General features: G+C 69.6%; 17 protein-coding genes and 1 tRNA gene. 10 read left to right on the top strand and 8 right to left on the bottom strand.

What is annotated here, in order from left to right:
• Positions 1-184: 184 nt before the first annotated feature.
• A tRNA-Leu gene (locus ACFP1K_RS19120) sits at positions 185-267 on the bottom strand.
• Between the two features lie 93 nt (positions 268-360).
• On the opposite strand from ACFP1K_RS19120, the gene ACFP1K_RS19115 reads away from it, so the two are divergent.
• The 7 genes from ACFP1K_RS19115 (at position 361) to pknB (ending at position 9148) form a co-directional block, all read left to right on the top strand.
• On the top strand, positions 361-1101 hold the full coding sequence (locus ACFP1K_RS19115) for an FhaA domain-containing protein (protein ID WP_380755018.1): 741 nt from the start codon (positions 361-363) through the stop codon (positions 1099-1101).
• A gap of 17 nt (positions 1102-1118) precedes the next feature.
• Positions 1119-1586: an FHA domain-containing protein FhaB/FipA gene (locus ACFP1K_RS19110; protein ID WP_380755015.1), complete on the top strand. Its 468-nt coding sequence runs from the start codon at positions 1119-1121 to the stop codon at positions 1584-1586.
• Positions 1583-2875, top strand: coding sequence for a Stp1/IreP family PP2C-type Ser/Thr phosphatase (locus ACFP1K_RS19105; RefSeq protein WP_380755012.1), 1293 nt, complete (start codon positions 1583-1585; stop codon positions 2873-2875). The genes ACFP1K_RS19110 and ACFP1K_RS19105 overlap by 4 nt, the downstream gene beginning before the upstream one ends.
• A gap of 31 nt (positions 2876-2906) precedes the next feature.
• A complete protein-coding gene (locus ACFP1K_RS19100; RefSeq protein WP_380755090.1) occupies positions 2907-4253 on the top strand; it encodes an FtsW/RodA/SpoVE family cell cycle protein in 1347 nt (448 codons plus the stop codon).
• The gene (locus ACFP1K_RS19095; protein ID WP_380755009.1) at positions 4250-5698 is read left to right on the top strand and encodes a peptidoglycan D,D-transpeptidase FtsI family protein; all 1449 of its coding nucleotides are present in this window, start codon (positions 4250-4252) and stop codon (positions 5696-5698) included. Before ACFP1K_RS19100 ends, ACFP1K_RS19095 begins: the two co-directional genes overlap by 4 nt.
• Positions 5695-7227 carry a serine/threonine-protein kinase gene (locus ACFP1K_RS19090; RefSeq protein ID WP_380755006.1) on the top strand — a complete coding sequence of 511 codons (1533 nt, stop codon included), beginning with the start codon at positions 5695-5697 and terminating at the stop codon, positions 7225-7227. The genes ACFP1K_RS19095 and ACFP1K_RS19090 overlap by 4 nt, the downstream gene beginning before the upstream one ends.
• 82 nt (positions 7228-7309) lie before the next feature.
• Positions 7310-9148, top strand: coding sequence for a Stk1 family PASTA domain-containing Ser/Thr kinase (gene pknB / locus ACFP1K_RS19085; RefSeq protein ID WP_380755003.1), 1839 nt, complete (start codon positions 7310-7312; stop codon positions 9146-9148).
• 84 nt (positions 9149-9232) lie between these two features.
• Here pknB and ACFP1K_RS19080 read toward each other — a convergent pair whose 3' ends face one another.
• From ACFP1K_RS19080 to ACFP1K_RS19070, 3 genes are read right to left on the bottom strand one after another with little or no spacing between them, the layout of a single operon-like run.
• Positions 9233-9805: an anthranilate synthase component II gene (locus ACFP1K_RS19080; RefSeq protein ID WP_380755001.1), complete on the bottom strand. Its 573-nt coding sequence runs from the start codon at positions 9803-9805 to the stop codon at positions 9233-9235.
• Positions 9802-9960 carry a hypothetical protein gene (locus ACFP1K_RS19075; protein ID WP_380754997.1) on the bottom strand — a complete coding sequence of 53 codons (159 nt, stop codon included), beginning with the start codon at positions 9958-9960 and terminating at the stop codon, positions 9802-9804. Before ACFP1K_RS19075 ends, ACFP1K_RS19080 begins: the two co-directional genes overlap by 4 nt.
• A gap of 32 nt (positions 9961-9992) precedes the next feature.
• The gene (locus ACFP1K_RS19070; RefSeq protein ID WP_380754994.1) at positions 9993-10619 is read right to left on the bottom strand and encodes a class E sortase; all 627 of its coding nucleotides are present in this window, start codon (positions 10617-10619) and stop codon (positions 9993-9995) included.
• A 226-nt stretch (positions 10620-10845) separates the two neighbouring features.
• Between ACFP1K_RS19070 and ACFP1K_RS19065 the strand changes: the two genes are divergently transcribed.
• On the top strand, positions 10846-11091 hold the full coding sequence (locus ACFP1K_RS19065; RefSeq protein WP_380754991.1) for a cell division protein CrgA: 246 nt from the start codon (positions 10846-10848) through the stop codon (positions 11089-11091).
• A 95-nt stretch (positions 11092-11186) separates the two neighbouring features.
• Here the strand turns inward: ACFP1K_RS19065 and ACFP1K_RS19060 are convergent, their stop codons facing one another.
• Complete coding sequence (locus ACFP1K_RS19060; protein WP_380754988.1) at positions 11187-12068, bottom strand: rhomboid family intramembrane serine protease; 882 nt, start codon at positions 12066-12068, stop codon at positions 11187-11189.
• 135 nt (positions 12069-12203) lie between these two features.
• The gene (locus ACFP1K_RS19055; RefSeq protein ID WP_380754985.1) at positions 12204-12737 is read right to left on the bottom strand and encodes a peptidylprolyl isomerase; all 534 of its coding nucleotides are present in this window, start codon (positions 12735-12737) and stop codon (positions 12204-12206) included.
• Between the two features lie 162 nt (positions 12738-12899).
• On the opposite strand from ACFP1K_RS19055, the gene ACFP1K_RS19050 reads away from it, so the two are divergent.
• The gene (locus tag ACFP1K_RS19050; RefSeq protein WP_380754982.1) at positions 12900-13391 is read left to right on the top strand and encodes a hypothetical protein; all 492 of its coding nucleotides are present in this window, start codon (positions 12900-12902) and stop codon (positions 13389-13391) included.
• A 66-nt stretch (positions 13392-13457) separates the two neighbouring features.
• On the top strand, positions 13458-14672 hold the full coding sequence (locus tag ACFP1K_RS19045) for an AI-2E family transporter (RefSeq protein ID WP_380754979.1): 1215 nt from the start codon (positions 13458-13460) through the stop codon (positions 14670-14672).
• Here the strand turns inward: ACFP1K_RS19045 and ACFP1K_RS19040 are convergent.
• Positions 14629-14826 (bottom strand): DUF6203 family protein, encoded by a 198-nt coding sequence (locus ACFP1K_RS19040; protein WP_380754976.1) that lies wholly within the window; start codon positions 14824-14826, stop codon positions 14629-14631. The two genes, ACFP1K_RS19045 and ACFP1K_RS19040, sit on opposite strands and share 44 nt — an antisense overlap.
• 79 nt (positions 14827-14905) lie before the next feature.
• Positions 14906-15403 (bottom strand): RICIN domain-containing protein, encoded by a 498-nt coding sequence (locus ACFP1K_RS19035; RefSeq protein WP_380754973.1) that lies wholly within the window; start codon positions 15401-15403, stop codon positions 14906-14908.
• Between the last annotated feature and the right edge of the window lie 38 nt (positions 15404-15441).

Raw genomic sequence — 15441 nt, 5'->3', positions numbered from 1 at the left:
CGCGCGGGCCTCGCGCCCGCGCGGGCACGCGCGTGCAAGCGATCGGTAAGCGAGTTGAAAGCCTGGCCCACTAGACATTCGGCACGAGCGAAGCGCGCCGAAGGCGGAGGGAGGGGATCTTCTGGAAGGCCCGAATTCCGGCGGCGGAAGGAGCGGGATCCGCTCGGCTCGCCGGGTGACCGTGTGGGCGAGGAGGGATTTGAACCCTCACATCCTTTCGGACACACGGACCTGAACCGTGCGCGTCTGCCATTCCGCCACTCGCCCCTTTTTGAGTGCGTGGAAAGGCTAGCACGGATCCGTGCATGCCACCGAACCCGGATACGATCCTCCTAGACGATGGAGGAAGGGAGGTACCCGGTGGGAGTCCTTCAGCGCTTCGAGCGTCGGCTCGAAGGCTTGGTTGAGGGGGCCTTTGCGCGGGCGTTCAAGTCTGACCTTCAGCCGGTCGAGGTCGCCAGCGCGGTGCAGCGGGAGATGGACGAACGAGCCGCGATCGTCGCACAGGGCCGCACCCTCGTGCCCAACGACTTCGTGGTGGAGTTGTCACCGACCGACAGCGAGCGGCTGGAGGTGTACGCCGACAGCATCAGTCACGAGCTCGCCAACCTCGCCAGGGAGTACGCCAAGGAACAGGGGTACTCGTTCGTGGGACCTGTCCGGGTTCGCTTCGAGACCGCCGACGACCTCGCGGTCGGGCTTTTCCGCATACGCTCCGGAGTCATCCGGGGCGCGACCGTGGAGCAGGACGAGATCCGCCAGCCCGTGAGCGATCTCCCTCCGGGGAGGCCGAGCGCGTTCGGCGGGCGGCCGCGACTGCTGGTGTCCACCCAGGACGACCCGCAGGGTCAGCGGTCCTACGAGCTGACCACGCCCGTCACGCTCCTCGGGCGGGGCACCGACTGCGATCTGCGGCTGGTCGACCCCGGCGTCTCAAGGCACCACGCCGAGCTCAGAGTCGAGGGCAGCAACGTCTCCCTCGTCGATCTCGGTTCCACGAACGGCACTTTCGTCAACGGCCAGCCGGTTCGCCGCATCGAGCTCCAGGACGGCACACGTGTCACCCTGGGTCGCACGACTCTGGTGTTCCGGCGCGATTAAGGGTAGACAAACGGTCCATGTCCGAGCTCACGCTGCTGCTGATCCGGCTCGCGTTCCTCGCGGTGCTGTGGTTCTTTGTCATTGCCGCGGTCGGCGTGATCAGGACAGACTTGTTCGGATCACGGCAGGCCGCCACGGTGGCGGCGCGCAAGCCGACCAAACCCGCACGTCAGCCAGCCAAGCCGAAGAAGGGGGAGCCGCGCCAACTGGTCGTTACCGGTGGTCCCCTCCAAGGAACCATCATCAACCTCACGGAGACGCCAATCACTATCGGTCGGGCGAATGACGCCACGCTGGTACTCAGCGACGATTACGCTTCGAGCCGGCACGCCCGGCTGTTCCCGCAAGACGGTCAGTGGATCGTGGAAGATCTCGGCTCGACCAACGGCACTTATCTCGACCGCTCCAAAGTCACCCGCCCGATGCCGGTGCACCTCGGCGTTCCGATCCGCATCGGCAAAACCGTCATCGAATTGCGCAAATGACAATCGCACTCCGCTACGCCGCCCGCTCGGACGTCGGCCTCCTCCGCGAAGGGAACGAGGACTCGGCGTACGCGAGCCCGCGCCTGCTCGCCGTCGCAGACGGTATGGGTGGGCACGCTCACGGTGAGGTGGCCAGTTCGGTCGCCATCACCGCCATGTCGTCCCTCGATCGGGACGCCTCCGGGGGGGACCTGCTCAGCGCCATCGAGGCAGCGGTGCGCGATGCCAATCGCAAACTGCACGAGATGGTGGGACGCGACCCCAGCCTCAAGGGGATGGGGACGACCCTCACGGCCATGCTGTGGTCGGGTACCCGCGTCGCCCTGGTCCACGTCGGAGACTCCCGCGCCTATCTCCTTCGCAACGGCGAGCTCTACCAGATCACCCATGACCACACGCTGGTCCAATCGCTGGTCGACGACGGGAGGATCACGCAGGAGGAGGCCGCGAGCCACCCCCAGCGTTCGATCCTGTTGCGCGCGCTCGACGGCAGCGGCGAGGTCGATCCCGACCTCTCGCTGCGCGAGGCGCAGATCAACGACCGGTACCTGCTGTGTTCCGACGGGCTGTCCAGCGTGGTGAGCGCGGAGACGCTCCACCACACGCTGACCACGGTGGACGAGCCCGAGTCGGTGGTCAGGCAGCTCATCGATCTGGCCAACCGGGGCGGGGGCCCCGACAACATCACCTGCATCGTCGCCGACGTCGTGGAGATCGAGGAGGGACAGGTCGTGGCGGGTGACGCCGCCGTGGTGGGCGCCGCCGGATCCAACCGCCTGCGATCACAGCCTCCCGACACCCCGGCGGGCCGGGCGTCCACGATCACCGCTCCACAGCCGGTGATCGTGGACATGGACACCGGTGACGAACCCGTGGGCGGCCCGGCGGCAAGCGCCGTGGCCGCCCCGCGGCGTGTCAGGCGCCGCCGCCTGTGGCCGATCGCGGTGACCGCGATCGTGCTGATGGTGGTGGTCGTGGGGGGTGGGGGGTACTACGGCTACCAGTGGACCCAAGATCAGTACTACGTCGGCGTCCAGGGCGACGAGCTAGTGTTGTTCCGAGGGGTGGACACAAGCCTCGGACCGATCCAACTGAACTCCGTCGCGCAGAGCACGGGCCTGTTGGTGTCCTCCATCCCCGAGCCCGAGCGTGAGCAGGTACGGCGCGGCATCCCCGTCCCCGATCTCCAGGCAGGACAGATCAAGATCAACGACCTGAAGGCCAAGTCGGGCGGTGCCGACAAGCCGTCCCAGCCCACGGCCACCCCCAGCGCCTCGAGGTCCTCCTAGGGTGAGTGCCGTCGACGTCGCGGCCGTCCCCATGACCGCGAAACGGCGGGGGGCGCAGCTCGTCATGCTCGCCTTCGCCGTCGCGATCGTCATGGTCGCCTACGCCAGCGTCGGGCTGGGTCACGACGACCAGGTGCCCGCGGGCATGCTCGTGTACGGCCTCGGTCTCGGCGGGCTGATGCTGGCCGCCTACTTCGTGCTGGCCAAGTTCGCCCCCTGGGCCGACCCCCTGATCCTCCCGCTGGTGACGCTGGTCAACGGCCTCGGCCTGGTCATGATCTACCGCATCGAGCTCGACTCGAACCTCGCCTCCGCCGGCAACCAGCTCTTCTGGACCGCGCTCGGCGTGGTCATGTTCTCCGTCACGCTGATCGTGCTGCGCGACCACCGCGCGCTGCAGCGCATGACGTACACCGCCGGTTTCGTCGGCCTCGGGCTGCTGGTCCTCCCCCTGGTGCCCCTTCTGGGCAAAGAGATCAACGGCGCCCGTATCTGGATCGGCATCGGCGGGTTCACCATCCAGCCGGGTGAGTTCGCCAAGCTGGCGCTGGTCGTGTTCTTCGCCGGGTACCTCGTGGCCAAGCGGGACGTGCTGGCCCTCGCCGGGCGCCGCCTGCTCTTCATCGACCTGCCCCGCGCCCGCGACCTCGGCCCCGTGCTGATCACCTGGGTGGTCAGCGTCGGCGTGCTGGTCCTGGAGAAGGACCTCGGCACCTCCCTGCTGCTGTTCGGCGCCTTCATCGCGATGCTGTACATCGCGACGCAGCGCACCTCCTGGGTGCTGATCGGCCTGGTGCTGTTCCTCGGCGGCGCCTTCGTCGCCGGGCAGCTGTTCAGCCACGTGGGCGCCCGCTTCGACGTCTTCCTCAACCCCGGCGACCAGGCGCTGTACGACCGCGAGTTCGGCGGCAGCTACCAGTTGATGCAGGGGCTGTTCGGCATGGGTTCGGGCGGCATCCTCGGCACCGGTCTCGGGCAGGGCCACCCCGACCTCATCCCGCTGTCGTTCTCCGACTTCATCTTCGCCGCCACCGGCGAGGAGCTGGGGCTCACCGGCCTGATGGCCCTGCTCATGGTGTACGCCCTCATCGTCGAGCGCGGCCTGCGCACCTCCGTGGCCGCGCGCGACCCCTTCAGCAAGCTCCTCGCGGGCGGGCTGTCGTTCACCCTGGCGTGGCAGGTCTTCATCATCGTCGGCGGGGTGACCAACCTCATCCCCCTGACCGGCCTGGTCACGCCGTTCATGTCACAGGGCGGCTCGGCGCTGCTGGCGAACTGGATCATCATCGCGTTGCTGGTCCGCATGTCGGACGCCTCCCGCCGCCCGCCGCCGCAGGCGATCCAGGACGAGGGGCTCACCCAGGTGTTCCAGCGATGAACGGCACCGTCAAGCGCATGGCCGTGGCCTGCCTGCTGATGTTCGGTCTGCTGATGATCAACATCAACTACCTGCAGGCGGTCAAGGCCGACGGCCTGCGCAAGGACAACCGCAACGCGCGCAGCTTCTACGCCCGTTACCAGAACGAGCGCGGCATGATCACCGCGGGCGGCGAGACGCTCGCCAAGTCGGTGGACGTCGGCGGCACCTTCCGCTTCCAGCGCAAGTACACCGACGGCCCGGTGTACGCGCCGGTCCTCGGGTTCTTCGCGCCCGAGAGCGAGCGCGGCATCGAGAGCGCGGCCAACAAATACCTCGACGGCACCCACCCGGACCTCTTCGTCCGCCGGACCGTCGACCTCATCACCAACAAGCCGTCCCGGGGCGCGGCCGTCGACCTGACGCTGGTGCCGAAGGCCCAGGAGGCCGCGTACCGCGACCTGAAGTCGAGCGGAAAGCGCGGCGCGGTCGTGGCGCTGGACCCGAAGACCGGCGCGGTCCTCACCATGGTGTCGGTGCCGAGCTTCGACCCCAACACCATGGCGGTGCCGGACAAGGCGAAGGCGGCGCAGGCGTACAACAAGCTCGACAAGAACGAGAACGAGCCGCTGATCAACCGCGCGATCGCCAAGACGTACGCCCCCGGCTCCACCTTCAAGGTGGTCACCTCCGCCGCGTACCTCAGCGAGGACGACTCGCGGGACGTGAACACCACGGTGGACGCGCCGGACATCCTGCCGCTGCCCGGCACCACCATCGGCCTGCGCAACTACCACGGCGAGTCGTGCGGCGGGCGGGCGTCGCTGCTGGACGCGCTGACCATCTCGTGCAACACGGCGTTCGCCTCGATGGCGCTGGAGATGGGCTACGACAAGCTGAGCGAGCAGTCCGCGAAGTTCGGCGTCGGGCAGGAGCTGAGCATCCCGCTGAGCGTCGCGCGCAGCGACATCGGCAAAGACGAGGGCAAGGCCGCGCTGGCCAAGACCGCCATCGGCCAGCAGAGCAACCAGATGACCCCCCTGCAGATGGCGATGATCGCCGCGGGCATCGCCAACGAGGGCAAGGTCATGAAGCCCTACCTCATCAACAAGATCGTCAGCCCGGACGGCGACGAGATCGACGGCGCCCGGCCCCAGGAGATGGACGAGGCGATCAGCCCCGAGGTCGCGGGCGAGCTGCGCCAGATGATGATCGGCGTTGTGCAGAACGGCACGGGCACCACGGCGCAGATCCCGAACGTCACCGTGGCCGGCAAGACCGGCACCGCCGAGACCTCCCCCGGCGCCCCCTCGCACGCCTGGTTCATCTCGTTCGCCCCGGCAGAGGACCCCAAGGTCGCGGTCGCGGTGTTCGTCGAGTCCGGCAGCGCCGGCAACGACGCGACCGGCGGCGCGGTGGCCGCGCCGATCGCCAGGGACGTCATGCAGGCGGTGCTCGACCGGTGACCTTCGCCAACCGGGTGCTGAGCGATCGCTACCGGCTGACCGGGCGCATCGCGACCGGCGGCATGGGCGAGGTCTGGCGCGCCGTGGACCAACTGCTCGGCCGCGAGGTCGCGGTGAAGCTGCTGCGCCAGCACGTCGCCGCGCACCCCGAGTTCCGCGAGCGCTTCCGGGTCGAGGCCCGGATCACCGCGGGCCTCGCCGACCCGGGCATCGCCCAGGTCTTCGACTACGGCGAGCAGGACGAGATCGCCTATCTCGTGATGGAGCTGGTCTCCGGGGAGCCGCTGTCGGCCATCCTGGCCCGCAACGGCACGCTGAGCCCCGAGGTCACCCTGGACGTGCTCGGCCAGACCGCCCGCGCGCTGTACGCCGCGCACCGCGCCGGGGTCATCCACCGCGACATCAAGCCGGGCAACATCCTGATCACCGACACCGGTGTCGTCAAGATCACCGACTTCGGCATCGCGCGGGCGCTGGAGGCCGCCCGCATGACCATGACCGGCACCGTGCTCGGCACCGCCCAGTACGTCAGCCCCGAGCAGGCGTCGGGCAGCACCCTCACCCCGTCCACCGACGTGTACTCCCTCGGCGTGGTCGCCTACGAGTGCCTGACCGGCCGGCCGCCGTTCAGCGCGGGCAACCAGGTGGCGATCGCCCTGCTCCACCTGAACGAGCAGGTGCCGCCGCTGCCCGCCGCCGTGCCGAAGCCGGTGCGCGACCTCGTCGTCGCCATGCTGGCCAAGAGCCCGGACCACCGGCCGCGCACCGCGCAGGAGGCCGCCGACCGCGCGATGGTGCTGCGCGGCTCCCTGACCACGCCGAGCGAGGCGCACCTCGGCACGCTCACCGGCCCGTCCGGCGTCCCCGCCGGTGACGCTCAGCCACCGGCGGAGCCGCCGCGGGACGCGCCCGGACGCCCTGCGGACCCCCAGAACGGTCCCGGCACGCACCCCTCCGGCCCCCTTCACCCCGTCGGCGCCGGCGCCTCCGGCACGGGTGACCCGTTCGGCGGCCTGTACGAGACCGGGTCCGTCGAGCGGTCCGGCACCACCCGCATCGGCCGCCCGCCGGGAGGCAGCCGCCCCGCCGGACCGGCCCCCGCCGGCCCGCGGGAGCGTCCTGACCGGCGGCGACGGCTCTCGGCGATCGGTCTGGTCGCGGCGGCGGGCTGCGCGGCGGCGGTCGGTTTCGGCGCGATGACCGCGGGCGCCCTGCCCGAGTTCACGGTCGACGGCGGGCCGAGCACCTCGGCCCCGCCGGCGACCGGCGCGACCTCCCCGGCGGCGTCCCCGGGCGCCGTCCCGGTCACATCTCGTCCACAACAATCGGTGACGCCTGTCAGGCCGACGGTGTCACGGTCGGCTACGGTAAGCAGGACGGCGACACCCACCCGGCGACGGACGCCGAGCCCCACTCCGTCTCCCACTCCGACCCCTACTCCGACGCCCACACCGACCCCCACGCCGAGTGAGACGCCAAGCCCCACCTCATCCTCAAGCACCACAATCCCCCCGAACGGGGAGACGTAATGCGGCGTGGGGTCGATGATGGACACCGGCAGCCGCACCGCGGGCCGGTACCCAAGATGAACGGCAAGGGACAGTGCAGGAAATGACTCAGCCTCGGCTACTCGGTGGTCGATACGAACTCGACGGGGTCGTCGGGCGAGGCGGCATGGCCGAGGTGTATCGCGCCCGGGACATTCGGCTGGACCGCGTCGTCGCGATCAAAACGCTGCGTTCGGACCTGGCACGTGATCACACTTTCCAGGCCCGGTTCCGCCGCGAGGCACAGTCCGCGGCGTCCTTGAACCATCCCTCGATCGTCGCGGTCTACGACACCGGCGAGGACATGACCGACGGCACCCCCGTGCCGTACATCGTCATGGAGTTCGTCGACGGCCGTACCCTCCGCGACCTGCTGCGCCAGGACCGCCGGCTGCTTCCCGAGCGCGCGGTCGAGCTGGTGGACGGCATCCTGCGCGCGCTGGACTACAGCCACCGCGGCGGCATCGTGCACCGCGACATCAAACCCGCCAACGTCATGATCACCCTTGCCGGCGACGTCAAGGTCATGGACTTCGGCATCGCCCGCGCGATGGCCGACTCCGCCGCCACCATGACCCAGACCGCCCAGGTGATCGGCACCGCGCAGTACCTCTCGCCCGAGCAGGCCCGGGGCGAGCGCGTGGACGCCCGCAGCGACATCTACTCCACCGGCTGCGTGCTGTACGAGCTGCTCACCGGGCAGCCGCCGTTCACCGGCGACTCCCCGGTGGCCATCGCCTACCAGCACGTCCGCGAGGACCCCATCCCGCCGTCGCAGATCGACCGTGAGATCCCCCGCTGGGCGGACGCGATCGTGCTGAAGGCCATGGCCAAGGACCCCGCGCAGCGCTACCAGAGCGCCCAGGAGATGCGGGCCGACATCCAGCGCGCCATGTCCGGCATGCCGGTCGACGCCGCGCAGACGATGGCCCTGAACAACAGCTACTCCCCCCAGCCGACCCGCACGCTGAACGCCCCCGGCGGCCCGGCCACCCAGCACGCCGGCGCGGTGCCGCCCTACGACTACGCCCCCACCCAGACCGGCGGCCGGTACGAGCGCCGCCGGGCGAACAGCGGCAACACCGCGCTGAAGACCGCGGCGTGGATCCTCATCCCGCTGCTCGTCATCGGCGCGTTCATCGGCGTCGGGTACGCCTTCCTCAGCTCGCCCGGCACGCCGGACGCCGGGGCGAAGTTCGCGGTCCCGATGGTCGCCGGCCAGACGGCCAAGGGCGCGAAGGCCACCCTGGAGGGCCTCGGCCTGAAGGTCCAGGTGGTCCAGGAGTTCAGCTCGGACGTCGAGAAGGACACCGTCATCGGAACCGACCCCGAGGGCGGCACCGAGGTGTCCAAGGGCGACACCGTGACGCTCAAGGTCTCCAAGGGCGTCAAGCAGGTGGTCGTGCCCACCCTGGTCGGCCTCACCGTCGACGAGGCCACCCAGACCCTCGAGGCCAACGGCCTGAAGGCCCAGGTCGTGCAGGCGCTGTCCAACCGCGAGCAGGAGAAGGTCTTCCAGTCCAAGCCGGCCGCGGGCCAGAAGGTCGACGAGAACTCCATCGTCAAGATCTACGTGCCGAAGACGCAGACCGAGGTGCCCGACGTCACCGGGCAGACCCTGCGGGACGCCAAGGCCACGCTGGAGGCCGCGAACTTCAAGGTCAAGGTCGTGCGCCAGGAGAGCGCGGACGTGCCCGAGGGAAGCGTCATCAGCCAGAGCCCGCAGGGCGGCGCCAAGCTGACCTCGGGGATGACCATCACGCTGGTGGTGTCCACCGGGCCGCCGCAGGAGCAGTTCCCGACCGACGAGCCGACCGACCCGGTGCCGACCGACGAGCCGACCGACGACCCCACCAGTGAAGACCCGCCGCTCAGCGACCCGCCGCCGGACTTCGGCAACTGACGGTCCTCATGCGAAGAGGGTCTCCGCCGCTCGGGGGCGACGGCGGAGACCCTCATCCATTAGTCGTCACGGCGGCGGTGAACGTTACATGGTTTGCCCGAGCCAATTCCCGAGCAGCCGGTGCCCGTGCTCGGACAGCACGGACTCGGGGTGGAACTGCACTCCTTCGATCCTCGCCGTCCGGTGGCGCAGCCCCATGACGACGCCCCCGGCGGTGCGGGCGGTGACCTCCAGCACGGGCGGCACGCTGTCCGGCACGACGGCGAGCGAGTGGTAGCGCGTCATGGTCACCGGGGAGGGCAGGCCCTCGAAGACCCCCTGGCCGTCGTGGAGGACAGGGCTGGTCCTGCCGTGCATGAGCTCGGGGGCGCGGGCCACGACGCCGCCGTAGGCGACCGCGATGGCCTGGTGGCCGAGGCAGACGCCGAGCAGCGGCAGGTCGTGGGCGGCGCAGTGGCCGACCAGGGGCACGCTGACCCCGGCGGCCTCGGGGGTGCCGGGTCCCGGGCTGATCACCACCCCGTCGAACCCGTCGGCGTCGTGCGGGCGGACGACGTCGCGCGGCCGGACGTCGCATTCGGCGCCGAGCTGCCGAAGGTACTGCACGATCGTGTGCACGAAGCTGTCGTGGTTGTCCACCACGAGCACCCGGGTCATCCTCCGACGGTCCCCCGATCGACGGTCACGTACGGCTCCAGGATAGGGAACACGAGGTACCACAGGATCACCCCGGCCAGCATTACGAGCGCCAGCATCGTCAGCGTCTTCACCAGGACGCCGCCGGGGACGATCCGCCAGATCCATCCGTACATGTGCGACCTCGCTCCCGCCGCCGCGCGGCGGCTCAGTCCTCCCGGCCCGTGGTGCCGGACAGCACGCCAAAGACGATCAGCCGCTGCCGGTCGGAGTACTCCGGATGGCAGGTGGTGAGCGTGATCATCGCCTTGGCGGGGCGCCGGCCCGGGCGTTCCGGCACGGGGGCGACCACGTCCACGGCCGCCGGGTCCACGACCTTGGTCCGCGACACCTGGTAGGTGTACCGGCCCGCGGGGGCGTCCACGACGATCTCGTCGCCGCGGTGCAGCTCGTCCAGCCGGTTGAACGGCGCGGCGTAGGTGGTGCGGTGCCCGGACACCACGAAGTTCCCCACCTCGCCGGGCAGCGCCGTGCCCGGGTAGTGCCCCGGCCCCTTGCGCAGGTCCCCGGGGTCGACGCCTTCGAGGACGACGTACTCGTAGTCCCTGCCGAAGCGGGGGATCCTGATCAGGCCGACGGCGTCGCCGATGTCGAGCTTGGCGAGCTTCTTGGCGACCTTGGCCTGCCGCGCGTCCTCGGCCAGCTCGCGCTTCAGCAGCAGCTGGTGGTGCTGGGTGTAGGAGCCGGTGCCCCACAGCAGGTAGGCGCAGAACAGGAGCATGGCCACGCCGCAGGTGACGCTGAGCTCACCGAAGGTCCGCAGCACCACCCTCACCGGGCCCAGGTTAGCGCCGCCTCTCCCGGCCGCCCGTGCCGCCGGACGGGACCTTGACCTAGACTTTGCCGGACGTCCCCGCGCACGCCGGAGGGAGAGGCTGACCGTTCCGGAATGGCCGTGCGGCGTCCGCGCCGACTAGGCTTACACGGGTCTTCTTACACCAGCCGTTACGCTGGCTGCCAGAGCCCGCGACACCCCGTGGGTCCCCACCAGGAGAGCTGCCGTGCCCAAGTCCAACACCCGCAAGAAGGCGGTCTACACGCCGCCGCAGAAGTCGCAGCAGGTCAAGGTGAGCCCGCGCTGGCTGGCACCGGTCATGGTCGCCGCGTGGATCATCGGCATCCTGTGGATCGCGCTGTTCTACATCGCGCCGACGATGCCGTTCCTGTCGACGCTCAGCAACTGGAACCTGCTGATCGGCTTCGGTTTCATCATCTTCGGCGTGGTGCTGTCCACCCGCTGGCGTTAGCGCCTGGCGGTCCTGCCGTCCGGCGCCATTACCAGCGGAGGCCGCGGTGAGCATGGCATTTCCACAGGTTTTATCCACAACCTGGGGAAGCAGTCTCACCCCGCCCCGGTGAACGGCGACGCCAGCGGCGGCAGGACCATCACGGTCAGCACCAGCGCGATCAGCACCGCGAGCACCGTACCGAGCTGGAACGCCGTCCGGTTGCGCTTCGGCGCGTAGGCGAACAGCGCGGTGACCAGCGTTCCCGTGACCAGGCCGCCGAGGTGGCCCTGCCAGCTGATCCCCGGGATCGCGAAGGTCAGCACGACGTTGATCCCGATCAGCCAGAGCACGCCGCGCATGTCGTAGCCCATGCGGCGGCTGATCACGAACATCGCGCCGAACAGGCCGTAGATCGCACCCGAGGCGCCGACCGCGATGCTGCCGAAGAGGTAGACCGCCACCGAGCCGCCGAGCGCGGCCAGCAGGTAGAGCGCGGTGAACCGCACCGAGCCGAGCAGCCGTTCGAGCTGCGGGCCGATGGCGAACAACGCCCACATGTTGAACAGGATGTGCCAGAAGGACGGCGGCGGCGCGTGCAGGAACGCCCCGGTGAACAGCCGCCACCACTCCCCGTAGGCGACGTAGTCGGCCGACATGGCGAAGCGGCTCAGCACCTGGTCCGGGTTGACCACCTCGGCGAGATAGGCGAGCACGTTGATCGCGAGAAGGGCCCAGGTGACGACCGGTGTGGTGACGGGGCGCCCGCCGAACGCCGCCTCGGCGCGCCGGACCGTCCTGCCGCCCTCGCGCACGCACTCGACGCACTGGTGGCCGACCGAGGCGACCCGCATGCAGTCAGGGCAGATCGGCTTGTCACAACGCTGGCAGCGGACGTAGGTCTCGCGGTCGGGGTGGCGGTAGCAGGTGGGGACGTGGTCGCCGGCCGGCTCGTCACGGGGGGCCGGGGGTCCCGGGTGGTCTGGCTGAGTGGTCATCGCCGGTGGAGGCTCCTTCGCCTGTGCGCTTATCCACAGACTGCCACCCTAATGAGGGTGCCGAGTACCCGGCGCGGCACCACGGCCCGAAACGGTGCCCGCGGTGCCGCGCCGAACCGGCGTCAACCGGGTGGTTCAGGACGTCACGCGCTCGATGACGACGTCTTCCAGGACGATGTCGACGACGGGGCGCTCCTGGCGGGTCTGGGTCTTGGAGATCGCGTCCACGATGTCCGCGCCCTCGATGACCTCGCCGAAGATCGTGTGCTTGCCGTTGAGGTGGGGGGTCGGCACGACGGTGATGAAGAACTGCGAGCCGTTGGTGCCCTTGCCGAACCTCTTGCCGGCGTTCGCCATGGCCAGGAGGTACGGCCGGTTGAACTGCAGGTCGGGGTGGATCTCGTCGTCGAAGGCGTAGCCGGGGCCGCCGATGCCCTGGCCGATCGGGTCGCCACCCTGGATCATGAAGCCCTCGATCACACGATGGAAGATCGTGCCGTTGTACAGGCTGGAGGTGGACTTCTCCCCGGTCTCCGGGTGCGTCCACTCCCGGGTGCCCTCGGCGAGCTCGACGAAGTTGCGCACGGTCTTCGGCGCGTGGTTCGGGAGCAGGCGGACCTTGATGTCCCCCAGGGTGGTCTTGAGCTTCGCGATCAGGTTCTCGGCCACTGCCGGGCCCCCTTCTATCGGCCCGGATGACGGGCGCAAACGGTCTGTTTCCACCGACCAAGGCTGGTCAGCCACTCCGGCATCCTCCCACGGGCCGCATGATTGAGCGGCTTCCGATCGGGAAGGTGAGCCTGCGGGGCCCCACTGATAGGGGAGGTTGTCGTGTCCCTGACACTGAGAAAACGCCGTGTCGCGTCGGCGATGCCGATGGCACGGATGGCGGGTATGAAGTCCCGCGCGTTGCGCACGGCCGAGCGGATCGGCCCGATGGCGAGCACCGCCCGTGAGACGGCGGCGCACCGCATCGAGGACGCCCGCGTCTGGGCCGCGCCAAGGCTCGACCGGGCCGCTCATTCGGTCGAAGAGGACATCGCGCCGAAGGTGAGCGCGTTCCTCGCCACGGCCGCCGAGCGGATCGATCCGGCGCCGTCGGTGCGCCGGCGGAGCCGCTGGACGACCGTCGCCCTGCTGGCGGGCTGCGCGGCGTGCGCGGTCGGCATCGTGTTGTACCGCAACAACACGCGCCGGTGGGCCGACTCGATGAAGGACTCCGCGGCCGACGCCAGCCGGTGGTCCGCCGCACGGGCCACCGAGGACTCCGACGGCTCGATGAGCGGGGTGCGGGAGGGCGAGGACACCCCCAAGGCGTACTGACCCTTTTATAGGTTTTGCCCAGCGTAGGTGGTGATTAGTGGGCTGTCGGATGGGCAGCGGTAGCGCGTGTCCGACACCCCCACTTCAGAACAGGCCGAGAGCCCGGAGGCTTCCGCCGCCGGATCACGGCACCCCGGCGGCTTCACGTCCGCCGAGGACCCGCCCCGGGCCGTAGAGCGGGCCGCGGACGCGCCGGCCGCCTCCCACGCGGTGGACCGCAGCGATGACGAGCAGCCCTTCGGAAGGCCGGGGCGCCCGCTCCGCGACAATCCCTTCCTGTTCGGGCTGACCGGCGCGCTCGGCGTGCTGACGGCCTGGCTGCTGGTCCAGGCCATCGCCGGCGCGGGCTCCGCGATCGTGCTGATCGTCATCTCGCTCTTCCTCGCGGTCGGGCTGAACCCCGCCGTGGAGGCGCTGCAGAACCGGAACGTGCCGAGACGGCTGGCCATCGCCATCGTGTTCCTGGCGGTCATCGCGGTGTTCGCGGGGTTCGGGCTGGCGCTCGTCCCGCCGCTCACCGACCAGACCAGCGCGTTCATCCAGCACCTGCCGGAGTACGTGCAGCAGTTGCAGAACTCCCCGCTGATCCGCTCGGTGGACGAGCGGTACCAGGTGCTGGAGAAGGTCCAGCAGTACATCAGCAGCGGCGACCTGGCGACCCAGTTGTTCGGCGGCTTGCTCGGCGTGGCCAGCGTGGTGATCAGCGCGCTGTTCAGCGGGCTCACCGTGCTGGTGCTGACGTTGTACTTCCTCGGCTCGCTGAACTCCATCAAGGAGACGGGCTACCGCCTGGTGCCGCGTTCCCGGCGGACCCGCGTGCGGCTGCTCGGCGACGAGATCATCAAGCAGATCGGCGGCTTCGTCGCCGGGAACCTCATCATCTCGCTGATCGCGGGAGTGGTGACGTACATCTTCCTGTCGATACTCCAGGTGCCGTACGCCCTGGCACTCGCGCTGTTCGTCGCGGTGACCGACCTCATCCCCATGGTGGGCGCGGTGATCGGCGCCGCGGTGGCGTCCGGGGTGGCGTTCTTCACGTCGGTCCAGGCGGGCATCGCCTGCGTGATCTTCTTCGTGATCTACCAGCAGATCGAGAACTACTTGATCTCGCCGCCGGTGTTCAAGTCTTCGGTGAACGTGCCGCCGATCGCGACCATCGTCGGCGCGCTGATCGGCGGCACTCTGCTCGGCGTCGTCGGCGCCCTGCTCGGCATCCCGCTGGCCGCCGCCGTGCTGCTCATCGTCCGCGAGGTCGTGTTCCCTCGTCAGGAACGGCTGTGAGCCTGTCCCGCTCGTACGGCGGCCCGTAAGGCCGCTCGGCGGCGTTCCGCTTGCGGCGCCTGCGCATCACGAACCAGCCGACGCCAAGCGCGACCAGGCCCAGCGGGGTGCGGGCGAGCCAGCGCGTGACGACGAGCTTCAGAATCCGTTTCACGGTCCCTCCTCGTTGCGTTCCGCATCTCTACCCTCCCGGCCGGTGATCATGCCGGGACCCCGCGGGCGCCGTCAGCGGGTCAGATGGTCCACTTCTGATTGGCCCATCCGTTGCAGTCCCAGAGCTGCGCCTTCGCGCCGTTCGCACCGATGCCGCCGAGGTCGGCGTCCAGGCAGCGGCCGTTGTAGAGGCTGTAGACGGTGTGGCTGATCGCGTCGTAGATCCACTTCTGGTTGCTCCAGCCGTTGCAGTCCCACAGCTGCACCTTCGTGCCGTTGCTCCCGATCGTGCCGAGGTCGGCGTCCAGGCAGCGGCCGTTGTACTCGCTACGGATCGTGTGCGTGCGCACGTCGTAGGTCCACTTCTGGTTGTTCCAGGTGTGGCACTTCCACAGCTGGACCTTCGTGCCGTTGCCGCCGATCGTGCCGAGGTCGGCGTCCAGGCATTGCCAGTTGGAGTGGTTGCGGATCGGCCCCGCCGCCCGCGCGGCGGCGACGCCCGCCCCGCCCACGATGATCACGGCGCAGCCGGACACGGCGGTGAACAACTGGGCGGCCCTGATGAGGTTGCGGCGCATTACGCCTGGTCTCCCTCTCGAACGACTACGGACGGTAG

Origin of the sequence: Sphaerisporangium aureirubrum (assembly GCF_042658925.1) — a bacterium.
Taxonomy (GTDB): Bacteria; Actinomycetota; Actinomycetes; order Streptosporangiales; family Streptosporangiaceae; genus Sphaerisporangium; species Sphaerisporangium aureirubrum.
This window is presented reverse-complemented; position numbering and strand designations above follow the sequence as displayed.